This is a genomic window from Pseudomonas sp. NY15356, assembly GCF_048068175.1.
Classification (GTDB): Bacteria; Pseudomonadota; Gammaproteobacteria; order Pseudomonadales; family Pseudomonadaceae; genus Aquipseudomonas; species Aquipseudomonas putida_K.
Map to the genome: position 1 here is coordinate 63,989 of NZ_JBLUPW010000017.1, position 21,927 is coordinate 85,915.

Consider the following 21,927-nt stretch of genomic DNA (forward strand, 5'->3'; position numbering starts at 1 on the left):
CGCGGGAGCAAGCCCCCGCGCGGCGACATCCTACCAGCTCACCGACAAACGACGGTGAGCCGGCCGACAACATGCAGGGATTACTGCTTGTTGTTGTCTTTCACTTCTTCGAACTCGGCATCGACCACGTCGTCGTGCTTGGCTTCCGGCTCGGCCTGCTGGGCACCGCCCTGAGGCTGCTCGGCCTGCTGCTCGGCGTACATCTTCTGGGCAACCGGCGCGGAGACCTTGGACAGCTCCTCGACCTTGGCATCGATCGCGGCCTTGTCGTCGCCTTTGACAGCGGCTTCCAGGGCAACGACAGCAGCCTCGATGGCAGCCTTCTCTTCGGCGGTTACCTTGTCACCGGCGTCGGCGACCATCTTGCGGGTCGAGTGCACCAGCGCGTCACCCTGGTTACGGGCAGCGGCCAGCTCTTCGAACTTGCGGTCTTCCTCGGCGTTGGCCTCGGCGTCACGCACCATGCGCTCGATTTCTTCGTCCGACAGGCCGGAGTTGGCCTTGATCACGATCGACTGGGTCTTGCCGGTGGCCTTGTCCTTCGCGCCGACGTGCAGGATGCCGTTGGCGTCGATGTCGAAGGTCACTTCGATCTGTGGCACGCCACGCGGAGCCGGCGGAATGTCGGCCAGGTCGAATTTACCCAGCGACTTGTTCTGTGCAGCCTGCTTGCGCTCACCCTGCAGTACATGGATGGTCACAGCACTCTGGTTGTCGTCGGCGGTCGAGAACACCTGCGACTTCTTGGTCGGGATGGTGGTGTTCTTCTCGATCAGCGCGGTCATCACGCCACCCATGGTTTCGATACCCAGGGTCAGCGGGCTGACGTCCAGCAGCAGCACGTCCTTCACGTCACCGGCCAGTACCGCACCCTGGATGGCTGCACCCATGGCCACGGCTTCGTCCGGGTTGACGTCTTTGCGCGCTTCCTTGCCGAAGAAGTCGGCAACGGCTTTCTGTACCAGCGGCATACGGGTCTGGCCGCCGACCAGGATCACATCGTCGATCTTGCTGACGTCGATACCGGCGTCCTTCAGGGCGATGCGGCAAGGCTCGATGGTGCGCTTGACCAGGTCTTCGACCAGCGACTCCAGCTTGGCGCGGGAGATCTTCACGTTCAGGTGCTTAGGACCGGTCGCGTCTGCAGTGATGTACGGCAGGTTGACGTCGGTCGACTGCGAGGACGACAGCTCGATCTTGGCCTTTTCAGCAGCCTCCTTCAGGCGCTGCAGGGCCAGCGGGTCGTTCTTCAGGTCCATGCCGGACTCTTTCTTGAACTCGTCGACGAGGTAGTCGATCAGGCGCATGTCGAAGTCTTCGCCACCCAGGAAGGTGTCGCCGTTGGTGGCCAGTACTTCGAACTGGTGCTCACCGTCGACTTCGGCGATTTCGATGACCGAGACGTCGAAGGTACCACCACCGAGGTCATAGACGATGACGGTGTGGTCGCCCTTGGCCTTGTCCATGCCGTAGGCCAGCGCAGCAGCGGTCGGCTCGTTGATGATACGCTTGACGTCCAGGCCGGCGATGCGACCTGCGTCCTTGGTGGCCTGGCGCTGGCTGTCGTTGAAGTAGGCCGGAACGGTGATGACCGCTTCGGTGACTGGCTCGCCGAGGTAGTCTTCGGCGGTTTTCTTCATTTTCTTCAGGACTTCGGCGCTGATCTGCGGGGGCGCCATTTCCTTACCGCCGGCTTCGACCCAGGCGTCACCGTTGTTGGCCTTGACGATCTTGTACGGCACCAGCTTGATGTCTTTCTGCACGACGTCTTCTTCGAAGCGACGGCCGATCAGGCGCTTCACTGCGAACAGGGTGTTGTGCGGGTTGGTGACGGCCTGGCGCTTGGCCGACTGACCGACCAGGATCTCACCATCGTTGGCGTAGGCCACGATCGAAGGGGTGGTACGCGCGCCTTCGGCGTTTTCGATGACCTTGACGTTACCGTTTTCCAGGATGGAGACGCACGAGTTGGTGGTCCCCAGGTCGATACCGATGATTTTGCCCATGTTTACTCTCCCGAAACTTGAATTAGGTAGCAGCGACTACTTTGGCCAACTGCGGTAATACTTGAATGCTTGACACCTAGATGGGGATGCCCGGAAGGATTTCAAGCCTTTTCGTCGATCGATGGCTGGGGCGCCGCCGGTGCCTTGCTGACCACCACCATGGCGGGACGCAGCAGGCGACCATTGAGCAGGTAGCCCTTCTGGAACACCTTGAGCACGCTGTTGGGCTCGACCTCGGCGCTTTCCTGCATGGCCATGGCCTGGTGGTGTTCGGCGTTGAAGGGTTCGCCGTGCGGGTCGACCGCCTCGAGGTTGTAGCGCTTGAGGGTGTCGTGGAACATCTTCAGGGTCAGCTCGATGCCTTCGCGCATCGGCTTGATGGTCTCGTCGTCGGCGCTGGACAGCTCCAGGCCACGCTCCAGGCTGTCGACCACCGGCAGCAGGTCGCCGGCGAACTTCTCAAGGGCGAACTTGTGGGCCTTCTCGACATCCTGTTCGGCGCGACGGCGGATGTTCTGCAGCTCGGCGGCAGTACGCAGGGACTGGTCCTTGGCGGCGGCCAGCTGCTCCTCGAGCACTTGGACGCGGGCACCGAGATCCTCTGCACCAGCCTCTTCGGCGTTAAGGTTCTTCTCATCCAGCTGTTCGTCAGCCATTAGGTTTCTCCTCCGCAATTTCTTGGTGGGCGAGCCGAGCTCGTCTTGTCTTGCCGGCTATATGGGGTCGGAAAAACCGGGTTCAAGGGGCAAGCCGCTTTTCATGACTCACCCTGTTCGTCCTGCGGGGATTGGCAGGCCTGAAAAAAGTACTGTATAAATAACCAGACAAAAGCCTTCGGGAGCCGCCCCATGCTGGTGCACCTGTCCATTCACAACTACGCCATCGTCGAACACCTGGATCTCGAGCTTGCCCGCGGCATGAGCGTGATCACTGGCGAGACCGGCGCGGGCAAGTCGATCATGCTCGACGCCCTCGGCCTGGCCCTGGGCGATCGCGCCGACAGCGGCGTGGTGCGCCCGGGTGCGGACAAGGCGGACATCCTCGCCACCTTCGACCTGGACGAAATCCCGGAGGCCCGCAACTGGCTCGCCGAACGCGACCTGGACCACGCCGGCCCGTGCATCCTGCGCAGGGTGATAACCGGCGAAGGCCGCAGCCGTGGCTATATAAATGGCACGCCCTGCCCGCTGGGCGACCTCAAGGCACTCGGCGAACTGCTGATCGACATCCACAGCCAGCACGAGCACCAGTCCCTGCTCAAGACCGACACCCATCGCCGCCTGGTGGACGAATACGCCGGCGCCATCGACCTGGCCCGCCAAGTACACCTGGCGGCCCAGCGCTGGCGCCAGACCCGCCTGGAGCTGGAGCGCCTGTCCAATTCCGGCGACGAGCAACGCGCCCGCCATCAATTGCTCAGCTACCAGCTGGAGGAGCTGGACAACCTCGGCCTGGGCGAGAACGAACTGGAGCAACTGGAACAGGAACACAAGAGCCTGACCAACGCCGAGGCTTTGTTCGGCATCTGCCGCCAGGTCATCGACCAATGCAGCGAAAGCGACTCGGGTAACGTGCTCAGCGCCCTGACAGCCAGCCTCAACCGCCTGAGCGCCGTGGCCAATGCACCCAAGGCACTCGGTGAAGCGGCCAACCTGATCGCCAGCGCGCAGATCCAGATCGAAGAGGCCGTGGGCGAGCTCAACCGCTTCCTCGACCATTTCGACGCCGATCCCATGCGCCTGCAGGCTCTGGAGGAGCGGCTCGACACCATCTATACCCTGGCACGCAAACACCGCGTGCACCCCACCGAGCTTCCGCACCTGCAGCAGCGCCTGATGGAGGAGCTCGAAGGGCTCAACGCCAGCGATGAGTCGATCGAGCGCCTGGGCGAGGAGCTCGCGGCCTATGCCCAGCACTACCGCGAGAAGGCCACCGAGCTCAGCGGCTTGCGTCAGCAGGCTGCCAAACAGCTTGCGACCGCCGTCGAGCAGGAAATCCAGCGCCTGGGCATGCCTGGCGGGCGTTTCTACATCGAGCTGACCCCCTATGCAGGCGATGAACTGTCGCCCCATGGCCTGGAAGGGGTCGAACTGCTGGTCAGTGCCAACCCCGGGCAACCGCTAAAGGGCCTGGCCAAGGTAGCGTCGGGCGGCGAACTGTCACGCATCAGCCTGGCGATCCAGGTCATCACCGCACAGACCTCGCGCATTCCCACCCTGGTGTTCGACGAAGTGGACGTCGGCATCGGCGGCCCTACCGCCGAGATCGTTGGCCAACTGCTGCGCCGCCTGGGCGAGCGTGGCCAGGTACTGACAGTCACCCACCTGCCCCAAGTCGCCGCGCAAGGGCACCATCACCTGTTCGTGCACAAGATGCGCAACAGCGACACCACCCATACTGCAGTCGCCAGCCTGGGCAAGCGCGAGCGGGTGGAGGAAGTGGCGCGAATGCTGGGGGGCATCGACCTGACCAAGGAATCGTTGGCCCATGCACGCAAGATGGTAGTGAAGTCCTGACATCAATGCTCTAGGAGCGGCCTTGTGCCGCGAAAGGGCCGCAAAGCGGCCCTGCAATCTCTGCTGCGAAGCTGAAATTAGGGAGCGCTACGCACTCCTTTCGCGGCACAAGGCCGCTCCTACAGGGGCGGGCATCACCTGCTGAAAGCACAAAGGCGACCCGAAGGTCGCCTTTGCTTTTGGTAACGAGAAAATCGTTACTTTTTCTTGCGTACGTACAGAACCAGATTGTGATCCACCAGCTCGTAGCCGTGCTGGGCAACGATCTCTTTCTGGCGCCTCTCGATCTCGGCATCCATGAATTCGATGACCTCGCCGGAATCCACGTTGACCATATGGTCGTGGTGGCCGCCGTCAGCCAGCTCGAATACTGCATGACCGCCGTCGAAGTTGTGGCGAACCACCAGACCCGCCGCTTCGAACTGGGTCAGTACGCGATACACGGTCGCCAGGCCAACATCCTCGCCAGCCTCCATCAGCGCCTTGTAGACATCCTCGGCGCTCATGTGACGCTGCTCGGTGGAGTCGAGCATCTGTAGGATCTTGACTCGAGGCAGGGTCACCTTGAGACCGGCTTTGCGCAATTCGCTATTTTCAACCATGGTCAGCTTTCTCGCCGATGCTGCTTCGCAGCTTCTCTTAATACGGGTATGATCGGGGTTTACGTTGTCCAGCCAAGATAGTGGAAGTCGCCCACCGATGCAAAACACCAAGCTCTTGCTAACCAGCCTCACCCTCGTGGGACTGCTCGCACTCGCCGGTTGCTCGTTTCCCGGGGTTTACAAAATCGACATCCAGCAGGGCAATGTCGTTACGCAGGACATGATAGACCAATTGCGCCCCGGAATGACCCGCCGGCAAGTAAGGTTTATCATGGGCAACCCACTGATTCAGGACACCTTCAACACCAACCGCTGGGACTACCTCTACAGCCTCCAGCCCGGCGGTGGCCAGCGCCAGCAAGAGCGCATGAGCATCTTCTTCAACGACAGCGACCAACTGGTCAGCCTGTCCGGCGACTTCATGCCAGGCGTGAGCCGCGACCAGGAAATCCTCGGTGGCAGCGGCGACACCACCGTCAGCCCAGCTGCCGAACAGGGCCAGCCGGAAGAAAAACCAGCCAAGCCAGGTTCGCTGGAGGAGTCGATCCAGAAAGAGATCGACACCATCGAGACCACGCCGGTCCCGACGCCAGCACCACTGGAAACCTCCCCGCAGTAAACGCGGCGGACACGAAAAAGCCCGGGCAGTGCCCGGGCTTTTTGTTGCAAGGCTGCCGAGCCCACGCCTACAGAAGCCCGCATGCCCCTCAGCCTTGCCGCGCCGCCCGCGCCTTGGCTGCCCGCTGCTTGCGCACTTCCTTGGGGTCGGCCAGCAGTGGCCGGTAGACCTCCAGGCGATCGCCCTCTTCCACCCTGCGCTGCGCAGGGTCCGCTACCACCTTGCCAAAGATCCCTACCGGGCACGCTTCCAGATCCAGGCCAGGCACCTGCTCGGCGAGCCGGGACAGGCGCAGCGCCTCACGCACGCACGTCCCTTCAGGCACTACGCACGCCAACAACCACTGGCGCTCGGCCGTGGCATACACGACCTCTATATTCAGGCCCGCGTCAGCCATTGAGCTGCTTGGCCCGCTGGCAGAAGGCATCGACCAAGGTGTTGGCTGCCTGGTTGAACAGCGGCCCCAGGGTGGCGCGCACCAGTGGCCCGGCGTAGTCGAAGGACAAGTCCAGGCTGATCTTGCAGGCCTTCTCGCCCAACGGTTTGAACACCCACAGCCCATGCAGCTGGGTGAACGGCCCCTCTTCGAGGTTCATCTCGATCGACTGCCCCGGCACCAGCACATTGCGCGTGACGAACTGCTGGCTCATGCCGCCCTTGGCCACTTCCAGCTTCGCCCGCATGTGCGTCTCGCTGGCCTCGATCACAGTCGCGGCCGAGCACCACGGCAGGAACTTCGGATAACTGGCCACATCGTTGACCAGATCGTAGAGCGCCTGGGCAGGGTATGGCAGCAGGGCAGAGCGTTGAATATGGGTAGTCATCCAGGCGTCACTTCCAAGACAGGGCGGCAGCGCTTCTCAGCGCTTCGAAAACAGTGCTGTTCACAGAAACAGGCCCTGCATTGTCCGGGATTCATCCTACAGGCTCAAGCACACCTAAACCCCGTAGCCGACAACGCGACGACTCCCTATAATGCGGCCCCTATGGCTAAGCAAAAGAAACATCCGACCGGGACCATCGCGCAGAACAAGAAAGCGCGACACGATTACTTCATCGAGCATAAGTTCGAGGCCGGGCTGGTCCTGTCCGGCTGGGAAGTAAAGAGCCTGCGGGCCGGCAAGGCGCACCTGACCGACAGCTACGTGCTGCTCAAGGACGGCGAAGCCTGGCTGTTCGGCAGCCACATCACCCCGCTGACCACCGCCAGCACCCACGTCATCGCCGACCCCACGCGCACCCGCAAGCTGCTGCTGAACAAGCGCGAGCTCGAGCGCCTGGAAGCGTCCGTGGCACAGAAGGGCTACACCTGCGTGGCCCTGTCGCTGTACTGGAGCAAGCACCTGATCAAGTGCGAGATCGCACTCGGCAAGGGCAAGAAGGAATACGACAAGCGCGACACCATGCGCGAACGCGATTCCAACCGCGAGCTGCAGCGGGCTGTGCGTAACAAGGGCAAGGACGAGTAATCCCCCCTAGCCAGCTGGCGCAGTTATTGTAGGAGCGGCCTTGTGCCGCGAAAGGGCTGCCCAGCAGCCCCAGCACTCCGAGCGCCAACGACAAGCCCCCGGGGCGGCCAAGCGGCCCTTTCGCGGCACAAGGCCGCTCCTACAACGACCGTACGGATCGTCGGCCACAGGCAATCAACGCCCGCTGCGCCGCTCCGCCCGCGCCACCCGCTGGGCTTCTTCCTGCGCTTCCTCGAGCACTTCCTGCACATACAGGATATGCCGGCTCGACACCTCCCGCGCATCCTCCGCCCTGCCCTCGACAATCGCCTGGTACAGCTCCCTGTGCTGGCTGATCAGCATGTCCCGGGTCTCGGAGCGCTGCTGGTACATGCCGCCGATGTTGGTCACCACGTTGCGCTTGAGCAGGTCGAACAGGCCGCGGATGGTGTGCAGCAGCACTGCGTTATGGCTGGCCTCGGCAATCGCCAGGTGGAAACGCGCATCGGCCGCGCCCTCCTCTGCCCGGCTGACCTCACTGGCCCGGGAATAGCAGTCCTGCAACGCATCGAATGCCGCCTTGAGCCGCTCGCGGTCAGGCTCGGTGGCGCGCTGGGCTGCGTAGAAGGCGCATGAAGCCTCAAGGGTGTGACGAAACTCCAGCAGGTCGCGCTGCGCGTCGGGGTTGCGCTCGAACAACTGCATCAGCGGGTCGCTGAAGGTCGAACCCAGCGTCTCGGCGACGTAGTTGCCACCGCCCTGGCGGCTGACCAACAGGCCCTTGGCCACCAACTTCTGGATCGCCTCGCGCAGGGACGGTCGGGATACGCCGAACTGCTCGGCCAGGACACGCTCGGCCGGCAGGCGCTGCCCCGAGGTCAGCGTGCCCTCGAGAATCATTCCTTCCAACCGGTCGACAATATCGTCGGACAGGCGCCGTTGGCGGACCTGATCAAAAACCATCACATGTTCTCCACAAACCCCACGAACACCGGGGCCGCCTATTCTCGCCGATACCGGCCACGACGACACCCATCAGATGACGATTTTCCCTACCCGGCAGATGCCCATTCATCGACATCCGACCAAAGTTTTCCCCGAGACAAATTGACACGGCCTCAACGAGGCTTTTAACCTAGCGACCAGCCATTGTAAATTGGTCTTACCAATTATCCAATGCCAGTGCCTGACCAACAACAATTAGGGGCCACCCCATATGCAAACCTGGCAACAGCTCTATAGTCCGCTTGGTAGTCTTGGCCTGTCCGCGCTGGCGGCAGTCATTCCCATCGTGTTCTTCTTCCTTGCCCTGGCCGTGTTCCGCCTCAAAGGCCACGTCGCCGGCAGCATCACCCTTGCCCTGTCGATCCTGGTGGCGATCTTCGCCTTCCAGATGCCCGTCGACATGGCCCTGGCCGCCGCAGGCTATGGTTTCCTCTACGGCCTATGGCCCATCGCCTGGATCATCGTCGCCGCGGTGTTCCTGTACAAACTCACGGTCAAGAGCGGCCAGTTCGAAGTGATCCGTAGCTCGGTCCTGTCGATCACCGACGATCAGCGCCTGCAAGTGCTGCTGATCGGCTTCTGCTTTGGCGCCTTCCTGGAAGGTGCGGCCGGCTTCGGCGCGCCGGTGGCCATCACTGCCGCGCTGCTGGTGGGCCTTGGCTTCAACCCGCTGTACGCCGCGGGCCTTTGCCTGATCGCCAACACCGCCCCCGTGGCCTTCGGCGCCCTGGGCATCCCGATCATCGTCGCCGGCCAGGTGACTGGCATCGACGCTTTCCACATCGGTGCCATGACCGGCCGCCAGCTGCCCTTGCTGTCGCTGTTCGTGCCGTTCTGGCTGGTGTTCATGATGGATGGCCTGCGCGGCGTGAAGGAAACCTGGCCTGCCGCCTTGGTCGCTGGCCTGAGCTTCGCCGTCACCCAATACTTCACCTCGAACTTCATCGGCCCAGAACTGCCGGACATCACCTCGGCCCTGGCCAGCCTGATTGCCCTGACCCTGTTCCTGAAAGTCTGGCAGCCCAAGCGCGCCTTCGCCGAAGCCAAGGGCAGCGTCGGCGCGGCCGTGGTCAGCCGCGGTGGCAGCCAGCCTTCCCCGTACAGCCTGGGCGAGATCTTCAAGGCCTGGTCGCCGTTCCTGATCCTCACCGTACTGGTGACCATCTGGACGCTGAAGCCGTTCAAGGCCGCGTTCGCCGCGGGTGGCTCGATGTACGACTTCGTGTTCAACTTCGCCATCCCGCATCTGGACCAACTGGTGATCAAGGGCGCACCGATCGCCGCCACGCCAACCGCCATGCCGGCGATCTTCAAGCTCGACCCGATCTCCGCCACCGGCACTGCGATCTTCCTCTCGGCGCTGCTGTCGATGATGGTGCTGAAGATCAACGTCAAAACCGGTCTGACCACTTTGAAGGAAACCTTCTGGGAGCTGCGCTGGCCGATCCTGTCGATCGGCATGGTCCTGGCCTTCGCCTTCGTCACCAACTATTCGGGCATGTCCTCGACCATGGCCCTGGTGCTGGCCGGTACGGGTGCCGCCTTCCCGTTCTTCTCGCCGTTCCTGGGCTGGCTGGGCGTGTTCCTGACAGGCTCCGATACATCGTCCAACGCCCTGTTCAGCTCGCTGCAGGCCACTACCGCGCATCAGATCGGGGTCAACGACACCCTGCTGGTAGCGGCCAACACCAGCGGCGGCGTGACCGGCAAGATGATCTCGCCGCAATCGATCGCCGTGGCCTGCGCCGCTACCGGCCTGGTCGGCAAGGAATCCGACCTGTTCCGCTTCACCGTCAAGCACAGCCTGTTCTTCGCCACCATCGTCGGCCTGATCACCCTGGTCCAGGCCTACTGGCTCACCGGCATGCTGGTTCATCACTAAAGTGAAAGGGGCCGGGCGCCCTGGCGCGCCCGGCAACCACACCCACCCACGCTGCGAGAATCCATGATCATTTCCGCCTCCACCGACTATCGCGCCGCGGCCCAACGCAAGCTGCCTCCTTTCCTCTTCCATTACGCCGACGGCGGCGCCTACGCCGAGTACACCCTGCGCCACAACGTCGAGGACCTGGCGAGCATCGCCTTGCGTCAGCGGGTGCTGAAGAACATGTCCGAGCTAAGCCTGCAGACGACGCTGTTCGGCGAAACCCTGAGCATGCCCGTGGCCCTGGCCCCGGTGGGCCTGACCGGCATGTACGCACGCCGAGGCGAAGTGCAGGCGGCACGCGCGGCGGCGGCCAAGGGCATTCCCTTCACAATGTCGACCGTCTCGGTCTGCCCCATCGAAGAGGTCGCCCCGGCCATCGACCGGCCGATGTGGTTCCAGCTCTATGTGCTCAAGGACCGCGGCTTCATGCGCAACGCCCTGGAACGTGCCAAGGCCGCTGGCGTGAAGACCCTGGTGTTCACCGTCGACATGCCGGTCCCCGGCGCCCGCTACCGCGACGCCCATTCCGGCATGAGCGGCCCGAACGCACCGCTGCGGCGTATCTGGCAGGCCATGACCCACCCACAATGGGCCCTGGATGTCGGCTTGCTGGGCCGCCCCCATGACCTGGGCAACATCTCCAAGTACCGTGGCAACCCCACCGGCCTGGCCGACTACATCGGCTGGCTGGGCGCCAACTTCGACCCGTCCATTTCCTGGAAGGACCTGGAGTGGATCCGCGAATTCTGGGACGGCCCGATGATCATCAAGGGCATCCTCGACCCCGACGACGCCCGGGACGCGGTGAAATTCGGCGCCGACGGCATCGTGGTGTCCAACCACGGCGGGCGCCAGCTCGACGGTGTGCTGTCCAGCGCCCGCGCCCTGCCGGCGATCGCCGATGCGGTCAAGGGCGACCTGAAGATCCTCGCCGACTCCGGCATCCGCAATGGCCTGGACGTGGTGCGCATGGTCGCCCTGGGCGCCGATACCGTGCTGATCGGCCGCGCCTTCCTCTACGCCCTGGCCACCCACGGCGAAGCCGGGGTGAAGAACCTGCTCGAGCTGTTCGAGAAGGAAATGCGCGTGGCCATGGTGCTGACCGGCGCCAAGTCCATCAGCGAGATCAGCCGCGACTCGCTGGTCCGGGAACTGGGCGCCTGAGCGCCCGTCCGAACACTGCCTGATTGCCCGGGGCACGCCGCGCGCCAGACGCCGCGGCCCCGCGAGGAGACTGCATGAGCTTGCCCGCCGCGTTCCTGCGAGATACCGAGCATTTGATTCCCGCCGAGCGCCGATTCGACGACCCGACCTCGACCCTGGCCTTCGGTACCGATGCCAGCTTCTACCGGCTGGTTCCCAAGTTGGTGGTGCGGGTCGAATCCGAGGACGAGGTTGTGGGCCTGCTGCACCTGGCCCAGCGCGACCGCGTGCCGGTGACCTTCCGCGCCGCCGGCACCAGCCTCTCGGGCCAGGCCATCAGCGACTCGGTGCTGATCGTGCTGGGTGACAACTGGAACGGCCGCCAGATCCGCGGCCAGGGCGAGCAGATCCGCCTGCAGCCCGGCGTCATCGGCGCCCAGGCCAACGCCTGGCTGGCGCCCTTCGGACGCAAGATCGGCCCGGACCCGGCCTCGATCAACGCCTGCAAGATCGGCGGCATCGTCGCCAACAATGCCAGCGGCATGTGCTGCGGCACGGCGCAGAACACCTACCACACCCTGGCCGGCATGCGCCTGGTGCTGGCCGACGGCACCCGCCTGGACACCGAAGACCCGGCCAGCGTCGCCGCCTTCGAGCAGAGCCATGCCACGCTGCTGGACGAACTGGCCCGCCTGGGCCGGGAAACCCGCGCCAACACGGCCCTGGCCGACAAGATCCGGCACAAGTACCGCCTGAAGAACACCACCGGGCTGTCCCTCAATTCGCTGATCGACTACGACCAGCCGCTGGATATCCTCCAGCACCTGCTGGTCGGCTCCGAAGGCACGCTCGGCTTCATCAGTGCGGTCACCTACGACACCGTGCCCGACCATCCGCACAAAGCCAGCGCGCTGCTGGTCTTCCCCAGCGTGGAAAGCTGCTGCCGCGCCGTGACCGTACTCAAGCCGCAGCCGGTTTCCGCCGTCGAGCTGCTCGACCGCCGCAGCCTGCGCTCGGTGCAGGACATGCCCGGTATGCCGAGCTGGGTCAAAGGCCTGTCGGCCAATGCCTGCGCCCTGCTGATCGAGTCCCGCGCCGCCAGCCAGGGTCTGCTGCACGAACAGCTTGATCAGGTGATGGCCGCCATTGCCGAATTCCCGCTGGAGCAGCGGGTCGACTTCAGCGAAGACCCGGCGGTGTACAACCAGCTGTGGAAGATCCGCAAGGACACCTTCCCCGCCGTCGGTGCCGTGCGCCAGACCGGCACCACGGTGATCATCGAAGACGTGACCTTCCCCATCGAACAGTTGGCCGAAGGCGTCAACCGCCTGATCCAGCTGTTCGACAAGCACCACTATGACGAAGCGATCATCTTCGGCCATGCCCTGGAGGGCAACCTGCACTTCGTGTTCACCCAAGGTTTCAACAGCGCCGAGGAAGTGGCGCGCTACCAGGCCTTCATGGACGATGTGGCGCAGTTGGTGGCCGTGGAGTTCGGCGGCTCGCTCAAGGCCGAGCACGGCACCGGTCGCAACATGGCCCCCTTCGTCGAGCTCGAGTGGGGCCATGAGGCCTACCAATTGATGTGGACGCTCAAGCGCCTGCTCGACCCCAACGGCATCCTCAACCCTGACGTGGTGCTCAGCGACGACCGGGACATCCACCTCAAGCACCTCAAGCCCCTGCCGGCCGCCGATGACATCGTCGACAAATGCATCGAATGCGGCTTCTGCGAACCCGTGTGCCCATCCAAGGGGCTGACCCTCAGCCCACGCCAACGGATCGTCATATGGCGCGACATCCAGGCCAAGAATCGCGCCGGCATCGATACCCGCGAACTGATGCGGACCTACCAGTACCAGGGCATCGACACCTGTGCCGCCACCGGCCTGTGCGCCCAACGCTGCCCGGTGGGCATCAATACCGGCGAGCTGGTGAAGAAGCTGCGCAGCCAAGCGGCCGAGCACAACAAGGCCGCCGACTGGCTCGCCGACAACTTCCATACCGCCTTGCGCGGCGCACGCCTGACGCTGGCCGCCGCCAACGGCGCGCGCAAACTGCTCGGCGCCCCGCGCCTGAGCCGCCTGAGCGCCTCACTGAGCAAGGCCAGCAACGGCCGCCTGCCGCAGTGGACGCCAGCCATGCCGCAGCCGCTGCGCACCTTCGCCCCAGCCCTGCCGATCAATGACGCCCGCCCACGTGTGGTCTACCTGGCTGCCTGCGTGTCCCGGGTCATGGGCCCGGCCGCTGGCGACAAGGAACAAAGCTCACTGCTGGACAAGACCCGCGCCCTGCTGGAAAAAGCCGGCTATCAAGTGATATTCCCGGAAAACGCCGACAACCTGTGCTGCGGCCAGCCGTTCGCTTCCAAGGGTTACCCCGAGCAGGCCGAACACAAGCGCCAGGAACTGATCAACGCCCTGCTGCACGCCAGCCGCGGCGGCCTCGACCCCATCTACTGCGACACCAGCCCCTGCACCCTGCGCCTGGTCCAGGACCTGGGCGACACCCGCCTGGACCTCTACGACCCGGTGCGCTTCATCCGCACCCACCTGGTCGACAAGCTGGAGTTCACGCCGCAGCGCGAGCCAGTGGCCGTACACGTCACCTGCAGCACCCAGCATTTGGGCGAAAGCCAGGCACTGATCGACCTGGCCAGACTGTGCAGCCAGCAGGTGGTGATCCCGGAAGGCATCCATTGCTGCGGCTTCGCCGGCGACAAAGGCTTCACCACACCCGAGCTCAACGCCCACTCCCTGCGCACTCTCAAGGATGCGGTGCAACATTGCAGCGAAGGCATTTCCACCAGCCGCACCTGCGAAATCGGCCTGTCCAGCCACAGCGGCATCGACTATCACGGGCTGGTGTACCTGGTGGATCGCGTTACCCGACCGCGTCCGCTGTAATCCCTCCCGGCGGCCCTGCCCGGACTTTTTCCATACCGGGCCCGGCCCAATCGCCGGCAAACCGGCTCCCACAACCTCTGAAAACAACGCAGGACAGGTGGGAGCCGGCTCGCCGGCGATTCGAGGGCGCAGCCCTCGCCTGCACCTCGATTGAACCCTCGCCAAATCCTGGGAGTCCACCCTTACAGGCCCACCTACCAGAGGCCATCACGAGGAGACACCCATGAAAGGTACTGCGCTTTCCGCCCTGTTCGCGGCCGCAACCCTGCTGGCCTCGCCGGTGTTCGCCGCCGAGGACCTCTGCGCCATCAACCTGCAGAAGATCGATGACAACATGGCCACCGTCGGCGCCACCTCCGAAGGCCTGGACAAAGCCATCACCGAGCAGGTCGACAAAGCCAAGGCAGCCCAGGCCGCCGGCGATACCAAGGAATGCATCGCCGTCACCTCCAAAGTGCTCGAACGCATGGAGAAAACCGAGAAAGGCAGCGGCTCGACCGGAGGCGCCGGCAGCGGCTCTTGAGGCACGCCGGCCGCAGCAGTCGACGCAGCCCATGCAAAGGCGTATACTGCGCTCACGTGTCGAAGGGCACGTCAGCTAGAGCTGAGTGTGGGGCCGATCAGGATTCGACGCCGGTAGCGAAACTCTAGGTGCATGCCGAGTTGGTAACAGAACTCGTAAATCCACTGTTGCAACTTTCTATAGTTGCCAATGACGAAAACTACGAGGGCTACGCTCTCGCTGCGTAAGCAGCTGAGCCCGCTCTCCTGGTAGCTTCGGCTCCAGCAATCACCAGGGGATGCCTGTAAACCCGAAGTGATTGTCATACAGAACAGGATCGTCGTGTAGCACGTTGTGGGCAAAGCGACTAAAACTTACACAACTCGTCCAAAGCACCCTGCCCGTCGGGCGGCTGCGGATTAACTCAGTAGACACGGCTAAGCATGTAGTACCGACAGCGGAGTACTGGCGGACGGGGGTTCAAATCCCCCCGGCTCCACCAATTTTTCTTCCCAGGAAGACCCAGAAAAGCCGTAAAGCCTAGAGAAATCAAAGCTTTACGGCTTTTTTATTGCCCGCGTTTTCCCACCTTATCCCAGGGCATCCCACGATTGACGGGGGCACATATGGGGGCATAAAACGCTCATCTGCTCGTTCGGAGAGGATGTGCCCCCAATGCCCTTGAAAGACACCAACTGCCGCAACGCCAAGCCCCAGGACAAGCCGTACCGCCTGTATGACGAACAGGGCTTGTACCTGGAAGTGCAGCCCAACGGAGGTCGTTACTGGCGCTTGAAGTACCGCTTTCTGGGAAAGGAAAAGCGCTTAGCGCTTGGTGTTTATCCTGAGGTCGGCCTGCAGGAGGCCCGGCGCAAGCGTGATGATGCTCGCGTTCAGCTTGCCGGCGGCCAAGACCCTTCGCTGCAAAGACGCATGGCCAAGGTGGTCAGCCAGCTCGATCACCAACACACCTTTGAGTCGGTCGCAAAGCAATGGCTCACTATTCGCGAGTCAACCTGGGATCCGGAATATACCCGCACGGTGCGGCAGCGCCTTGAGCTCAATGTCTACCCCTGGCTGGGAAAACTCCCGATCAGCAGCATCAGCACGCCCATGCTGGTCGAAAACCTGCAGCGCATCATCAAGCGCGGCGCTCGCGAGACGGCGCGTCGTGTTGCCCAGATCTACAAACAGATTTTCGAGTTCGCCGAAGCTGCCGGTATCACCCCGCCCAACCAGATTGGCAATCTCTCACGTACACTCCCAGCCAAGCGGGTGAAACACTTTGCTGCCGTGACCGATCCTGAAAAACTCGGGGCACTGCTCAAAGCACTGGATAGCTACACGGGGACAATGCCTGTTTGTTGTGCACTCAAGCTGGCCCCATTGCTGTTCTGCCGGCCCGGTGACCTGCGCCACATGGAGTGGTCGGAGGTCAATCTGGATGCGGGCGAGTGGTTGATTCCCGGCCACAAGATGAAAGGGCTCACTGCCACCAAACAGGATCGTCCGGATCATTTGGTTCCCCTGAGCCAGCAAGCAATCGCTGTTCTGCGCGAGCTGAAACCACTCACCGGCAGACATCGATACGCCTTCCCCTCGGCACGAGGAGGCGACCGGCCGATGTCCAACAATGCCGTACTCAGCGCATTACGCCGCATGGACATCAGCGGCGACGAAATGACTGGGCACGGCTTTCGTGCGACAGCGAGAACCATAGGTGCGGAGGTGCTGGGATTTCGCCCAGATCTCTTGGAGCATCAGCTTGCTCACACAGTAAAAAATCCGCTGGGACGCGCGTACGATCGAACCAGCTTCTTGCCAGAACGGCGTGAAATGATGCAGATCTGGGCCGACTTTTTGGACTCGATAAAACGCTGAATGCAAGCGCCCCCATCAGTCAGCGAGCCCTCAAGCTAATACGAGCACTATCTTATCGCTCCAGTACTGGCTGAATTGCTAAACTGCGCCGATTTGGCGCCTGTAATGCGCCAGACGCAATCCAAAAGGAATTCCTACCGATGTCAGCCTTATCAGCTTTGCTGAATACCTACCGCAGCGCTTCTGTCACCGAACGCGAAAAAGGTACTTACTTCGAAGAGCTGATTTGCACTTACCTCCGCAACGAAGCCACCTACCGCGACCTTTACGACAAAGTATGGACGTATGCGGAGTGGGCGAAGGAACAAAGCCTCAGTGGCAAGGATGCGGGCGTTGATTTAGTGGCTCGCACCCAGGGCACCGGCGAGTACCACGCTATCCAGTGCAAGCTGTACGCCGAGGACTACAAAGTCCAGAAGAAGGACATAGACAGTTTCTTCACCGCCTCGGGCAAGGCGCCGTTCTCGCACCGCGTCATCGTCGCCACCACCAACAACTGGAGCGAGCACGCCGAGGACGCGTTGCAGGGTCAGCAGCCTCCGGTCAGTAAAATCGACCTGCAAGCCCTGGAAGACAGCCAGATAGACTGGGCCAAGTACCAGCCCAATCAGGCAGTCGCTCTCAAGGCCAAAAAGCAGCTGCGCGAGCACCAGCAAACCGCGTTGAATGCCGTGGCCGCTGGCCTCAAGGACGCCGAACGCGGCAAGCTAATCATGGCCTGCGGCACCGGCAAGACCTTCACCAGCTTGAAAATTGCCGAACAGCAGGCCGGCAAGGGTAAGCGTGTCCTGTTCCTGGTGCCTAGCCTGTCGCTGCTATCGCAGACCCTAACCGAATGGACGCAGGAAAGCGCCACCCCGCTCCACAGCTTTGCCGTCTGCTCCGACAGTGACGTAGGCAAGAAGCGAAAAGCAGAGGATGACGCGGTTCAGGTGTTCACCCATGAACTGCGATACCCGGCCACTACCAAGGCAGATCGCCTCGCGGCAGAAATGCTCAAGCGTCACGATGCCGAACACATGAGCGTGGTGTTCTCCACCTATCACTCCATCGATGTGATCAGCCGTGCCCAGACTGATCATGGCCTGGCCGCTTTCGATCTGGTGATCTGCGACGAAGCGCACCGCACCACGGGTGCCACCTTTGGCGACGATGACGAAAGCAACTTTGTGCGCGTTCATGATGCCGACTACATCCGCGCCACCAAACGTCTGTACATGACCGCCACGCCGCGCATCTACGGTGACAACGCCAAGCTCAAGGCCGAGTCCGGCGAAGTCACCCTGTGCTCAATGGATGACGAAGCGCTCTACGGCAAAGAGCTGTTCGTCATCAACTTCTCCGAGGCCGTCCAGCGCGGCCTGCTCACCGATTACAAGGTGCTAGTACTCACCGTCGAGGAAAGCACAATCAGCCGCCGCCTTCAGGAGATGCTGAAGGACGAGAACAACCAGCTCAAGGTAGACGACGCCGCCAAGATAGTCGGTTGCTGGAAGGCGCTGGCCAAGCAGGGATTGGCCGAAAACTTGGTGGGTGATGATCAGCCCATGAGGCGCGCTGTAGCTTTCTGCCAGGTCATCTCGCCCAATTACAAGGGCACCAAGCACAAGGTCAGCTCGATCAACATCGCCAGCATGTTCCAGTCGGTGGTGGAAGCTTATCAAGACTCCGAAAATATCGATGAGGACTCACGCATCATCTGCGAAGCCGCACACGTCGATGGCGGCATGAATGCTAGTGCCAAAGAAGCCAAGCTCAACTGGCTCAAAGAAGAACCGCCAGCCAATACCTGCCGCATCCTCAGCAACGTACGTTGCCTGTCTGAAGGTGTGGACGTACCAGCGCTGGACGCCGTTCTCTTCCTCACCCCGCGTAATTCCCAGGTGGACGTGGTGCAATCCGTTGGCCGGGTAATGCGCAACGCACCGGGTAAGAAGCGTGGCTATGTGGTGCTGCCCGTGGTCATTCCGGCCGGCATGGAGCCCCACGAAGCGCTCAATGACAACCAGACCTACAAAGTTGTCTGGCAGGTGCTTCAGGCCCTGCGCTCGCACGACGACAGCTTCGACGCCATGGTCAACAAGCTCGACCTGATCGGCTCTGACCCGCGCAAGATGGAAGTCATCGCCATCACCGACAAGGCCGACAAAAAGACCAAGAAAAACAGCGGAACGAGCAACGGCCAGGCTGGCAAAGGCCAATACGGCATTGGTGAGAAACGCGCTAAGTACGATGTCGAGGGTCAGATGACCCAGCAGGCCGAGCTGGCCTATGAGGTGGGGGAAATCGAGAAGGCCATCTACGCCAAGATCGTTGACAAGTGCGGCAACCGCCACCACTGGGAAGACTGGGCCAACGACATCGCCAAGATCGCCCGCACCCATATCGACCGCATTCAGGGCATCCTGGAGAACCCTGCCAACATCCAGGAAAAGACCGCATTCAATGCCTTCGCCACCGAGCTGCGCGACGACCTCAACGACAGCATCAGCGATGGCGAGATTGTCGAAATGCTCGCCCAGCACCTGGTAACCAAGCCAGTGTTCGACGCGCTGTTCGATGAGTACAGCTTCGCCAGCCACAACCCCATGTCCAAGGCCATGCAAGGCGTACTGGACGCGCTTCATGAACATCACCTGACCAAGGAAGCCGATACCCTAGATAAGTTCTACGCCAGCGTGCGGCAACGCGCTGCCGGCATCAACAATGCCCAAGGCAAGCAGAAGATCATCGTCGAGCTGTACGACAAGTTTTTCCGCAATGCCTTCCCCAAGATGACTGAGCGCCTAGGGATCGTTTACACCCCGGTTGAGGTCGTGGACTTTATTCTGCACAGCGTCAATCACCTGCTGCAGCAGGAGTTCAGCCAGACCTTGGGCAGCAAGGGCGTCCACATCATTGACCCGTTCACCGGCACCGGTACCTTTATCACCCGCCTGATCCAGTCAGGCCTGATCAAGCCGGACGAGCTGCCGCACAAATACAGACACGAGATTCACGCCAACGAGCTGGTACTGCTGGCCTACTACATCGCGGCCATCAATATCGAAGCGGCATACCACGGCGAAGTGATTGACGAATACACCCCGTTTGAAGGTATCTGCCTGACCGACACCTTCCAGATGTACGAAAAGGACGATTTGGTAAGCGCGCTGCTGGAGGACAACAGCGCCCGGCGTCAGCGCCAGAAGGATTTGGATATACGGGTGATTGTGGGTAATCCGCCGTATTCGGTTGGTCAAGGAGATGCCAATGCCAACAATGCCAATGTGCCCTATCCATCATTGGACGCACGCATTCGTGATACATACGGAGCGCGTTCTGAAGCAACCAACAAGAACTCGCTGTATGACAGCTACATTCGCGCCATCCGATGGGCCAGCGATCGTATCGGTGATGCCGGGATCATCGGCTTTGTTACCAACGCCGGCTTTGTCGATGCCAGCACTACTGACGGACTGCGGAAGTGCCTAACTGATGAGTTTTCCAGCCTGTATGTGTTCCATCTGCGCGGGAACGCCCGCACATCAGGTGAAACACGCCGGAAGGAAAAGGACAACGTGTTTGGCATGGGTAGTCGAGCGCCTATTGCCATCTCCCTATTGGTCAAGAATCCTAACGCAGAGGCTTATGGCCAGATTAATTTCAACGACATAGGCGACTACCTCAGCCGTGAGGAAAAGCTGAAGAAGATCGCCGGCTTTAGCAGCGTGGCCGGCATCGAGCAGTGGCAGCCGATCACCCCGGATGAGCACGGGGACTGGGTTAAGCAGCGTGACGACAGCTTTAACCAGTTCATTGTATTGGGCGAAAAGGACGAAAAAAGCGCACTTACACTGTTCGACAACTACTCCAATGGCGTGAAAACTCAGCGTGATGCTTGGGCCTTCAATTCCTGCAAAGCCAAATTAGCGACCAATATGGAAGGCATGATTGGTTTCTACAACGCTGAAGTAAAGCGCTTCAATGCGGCGCATCCGGGGCTGGATACCAAGGGCCGTCAGGCTCAGGTGGATGGATTTATTGACACCGATCCGACACGCATCAGTTGGACTCGCGCACTGAAGCAGGATCTTGGCAAAGATCGCAGCTATGCCTTCGAGGTCGACTGCTTGGTGACTGCACTTTATCGCCCTTTCACCAAGCAATGGTTGTACTTCAACCGTCGACTCAACGAGATGGTTTACCAGATGCCGCGCATTTTTCCCGATGCCGTGGCTGAGAATTTGGTGATCGGCGTTTCTGCCACAGGTGAAAAGGTTGCATTTAGCGCCTTGATTTCTCGCCATGTACCAAGCCTTCACTTCGTGGATATTGAGGGTTCGCAGTGCTTCCCCCTGTACCTCTACGACGAAACCGCACAGGCCTCGAAAAAAGATCTCTTTTCCGAGCCCACTGAAGCCGGGCTGCGCCGGCGCGATGCCATCACCGATGCCGGCCTTGCACACTTCAATACCACCTACCCCGGCGAGCAGATCAGCAAAGAAGACCTGTTCTACTACGTCTACGGCATCCTGCACTCCCCAGACTACCGCGAGCGCTTTGCCGACAACCTGAGCAAAGAGCTGCCGCGCATCCCGGCTGTGAAGAAGCCCGCCGACTTCTGGGCTTTCAGCAAAGCAGGCCGCGCCCTGGCTGACCTCCACCTGAACTACGAAACTGTCGAGCCGTACCCGTTGACCATCGAGGCCAAGGGCACGCTGGCCGATGCCGACTACCGAGTGGAGAAGATGAAGTTCGCCAAGAAGGGCGACAAAACCACAGTCATCTATAACCCCCGTATCACCCTCAAGGACATCCCCGAGGTGGCTTGGGATTACGTGGTCAACGGCAAAGCTGCGCTGGATTGGGTAATGGAACGCCAAGCCGTGCGCACCGACAAAGCCAGCGGCATCGTCAACGACGCCAACGACTGGGCAACCGAAACCATGGGCAACCCCAAATACCCTCTGGAGCTGTTCCAGCGCGTGGTCACCGTGAGCTTGGAAACCCAGAAAATCGTCAAGGGATTGCCCAAACTCGATATCGGTACAGATGACTAGTTGAGTCCGATAAAACGCTGAGCACTCAGTCAACTATTGCCTTGGTTGGGCCACCCTTTCCCAACCAAGGCAGAGCACCTGCTGATTGCCAGCCCGGCACTCTCATGTTAAATAGTGTTCGTCCCAAGCGATCCATATCGATCCGCAACGGTCCGCCACGTCGCCCTGGTAACGATGTTAAAAACTTTCGCCTCGTTCGCATCCGCTGAACGGGCCGCATCAACTGCCATTGGTTGATTTGCGTATCTGGCGAGGACATTCTCAGTCCGTTCTGCCACTAGAAGCCTTAGGGCCCTAGAACTTCTGTAGCCCACAACGACCTCCGACGCT

At 61.5% G+C, this 21,927-nt stretch carries 15 protein-coding genes and 1 other RNA gene; 10 read left to right on the plus strand and 6 right to left on the minus strand.

The annotated features are described in order from the left end of the window. Positions 1–80: 80 nt before the first annotated feature. Positions 81–2,006, minus strand: coding sequence for a molecular chaperone DnaK (dnaK, locus tag ACNFCI_RS15050; RefSeq protein WP_084855489.1), 1,926 nt, complete (start codon positions 2,004–2,006; stop codon positions 81–83). A gap of 101 nt (positions 2,007–2,107) precedes the next feature. After that, positions 2,108–2,662, minus strand: a complete 555-nt coding sequence (grpE, locus tag ACNFCI_RS15055) for a nucleotide exchange factor GrpE (RefSeq protein WP_084855490.1) — start codon at positions 2,660–2,662, stop codon at positions 2,108–2,110. Positions 2,663–2,854: 192 nt separating this feature from the next. Here grpE and recN point away from each other — a divergent pair, with 192 nt between their 5' ends. After that, positions 2,855–4,522, plus strand: coding sequence for a DNA repair protein RecN (gene recN, locus ACNFCI_RS15060; protein ID WP_368829978.1), 1,668 nt, complete (start codon positions 2,855–2,857; stop codon positions 4,520–4,522). A 197-nt stretch (positions 4,523–4,719) separates the two neighbouring features. Here the strand turns inward: recN and fur are convergent, their stop codons facing one another. Next, positions 4,720–5,124: a ferric iron uptake transcriptional regulator gene (gene fur / locus ACNFCI_RS15065; RefSeq protein WP_084855492.1), complete on the minus strand. Its 405-nt coding sequence runs from the start codon at positions 5,122–5,124 to the stop codon at positions 4,720–4,722. A 97-nt stretch (positions 5,125–5,221) separates the two neighbouring features. Here fur and ACNFCI_RS15070 point away from each other — a divergent pair, with 97 nt between their 5' ends. Next, the gene (locus ACNFCI_RS15070) at positions 5,222–5,743 is read left to right on the plus strand and encodes an outer membrane protein assembly factor BamE (RefSeq protein WP_084855493.1); all 522 of its coding nucleotides are present in this window, start codon (positions 5,222–5,224) and stop codon (positions 5,741–5,743) included. 88 nt (positions 5,744–5,831) lie between these two features. Here ACNFCI_RS15070 and ACNFCI_RS15075 read toward each other — a convergent pair whose 3' ends face one another. Together ACNFCI_RS15075 and ACNFCI_RS15080 are read right to left on the minus strand one after the other, a co-directional pair. After that, the gene (locus ACNFCI_RS15075; RefSeq protein WP_368829977.1) at positions 5,832–6,140 is read right to left on the minus strand and encodes an RnfH family protein; all 309 of its coding nucleotides are present in this window, start codon (positions 6,138–6,140) and stop codon (positions 5,832–5,834) included. Continuing rightward, on the minus strand, positions 6,133–6,567 hold the full coding sequence (locus ACNFCI_RS15080) for a type II toxin-antitoxin system RatA family toxin (protein WP_084855495.1): 435 nt from the start codon (positions 6,565–6,567) through the stop codon (positions 6,133–6,135). Before ACNFCI_RS15080 ends, ACNFCI_RS15075 begins: the two co-directional genes overlap by 8 nt. Before the next feature lie 162 nt (positions 6,568–6,729). On the opposite strand from ACNFCI_RS15080, the gene smpB reads away from it, so the two are divergent. Then, positions 6,730–7,212 carry an SsrA-binding protein SmpB gene (gene smpB / locus ACNFCI_RS15085; RefSeq protein ID WP_084855496.1) on the plus strand — a complete coding sequence of 161 codons (483 nt, stop codon included), beginning with the start codon at positions 6,730–6,732 and terminating at the stop codon, positions 7,210–7,212. Between the two features lie 174 nt (positions 7,213–7,386). Here the strand turns inward: smpB and ACNFCI_RS15090 are convergent, their stop codons facing one another. Then, the gene (locus ACNFCI_RS15090; RefSeq protein ID WP_084855497.1) at positions 7,387–8,154 is read right to left on the minus strand and encodes an FCD domain-containing protein; all 768 of its coding nucleotides are present in this window, start codon (positions 8,152–8,154) and stop codon (positions 7,387–7,389) included. 253 nt (positions 8,155–8,407) lie between these two features. Between ACNFCI_RS15090 and ACNFCI_RS15095 the strand changes: the two genes are divergently transcribed. The 7 genes from ACNFCI_RS15095 (at position 8,408) to ACNFCI_RS15125 (ending at position 21,597) form a co-directional block, all read left to right on the plus strand. Beyond that, positions 8,408–10,078, plus strand: a complete 1,671-nt coding sequence (locus ACNFCI_RS15095; protein ID WP_368829976.1) for a lactate permease LctP family transporter — start codon at positions 8,408–8,410, stop codon at positions 10,076–10,078. Positions 10,079–10,141: 63 nt separating this feature from the next. After that, positions 10,142–11,287: an FMN-dependent L-lactate dehydrogenase LldD gene (gene lldD, locus ACNFCI_RS15100; RefSeq protein WP_084855499.1), complete on the plus strand. Its 1,146-nt coding sequence runs from the start codon at positions 10,142–10,144 to the stop codon at positions 11,285–11,287. Between the two features lie 74 nt (positions 11,288–11,361). Further along, a complete protein-coding gene (locus ACNFCI_RS15105) occupies positions 11,362–14,172 on the plus strand; it encodes an FAD-binding and (Fe-S)-binding domain-containing protein (protein WP_368829975.1) in 2,811 nt (936 codons plus the stop codon). 223 nt (positions 14,173–14,395) lie between these two features. Further along, positions 14,396–14,695: a hypothetical protein gene (locus ACNFCI_RS15110; RefSeq protein ID WP_324814572.1), complete on the plus strand. Its 300-nt coding sequence runs from the start codon at positions 14,396–14,398 to the stop codon at positions 14,693–14,695. Between the two features lie 89 nt (positions 14,696–14,784). Continuing rightward, positions 14,785–15,176: a transfer-messenger RNA gene (ssrA, locus tag ACNFCI_RS15115) on the plus strand. 173 nt (positions 15,177–15,349) lie between these two features. After that, the gene (locus ACNFCI_RS15120) at positions 15,350–16,555 is read left to right on the plus strand and encodes a tyrosine-type recombinase/integrase (protein ID WP_274119156.1); all 1,206 of its coding nucleotides are present in this window, start codon (positions 15,350–15,352) and stop codon (positions 16,553–16,555) included. A gap of 140 nt (positions 16,556–16,695) precedes the next feature. After that, a complete protein-coding gene (locus ACNFCI_RS15125; RefSeq protein ID WP_274119155.1) occupies positions 16,696–21,597 on the plus strand; it encodes a DEAD/DEAH box helicase in 4,902 nt (1,633 codons plus the stop codon). The last annotated feature ends 330 nt before the right edge of the window (positions 21,598–21,927 follow it).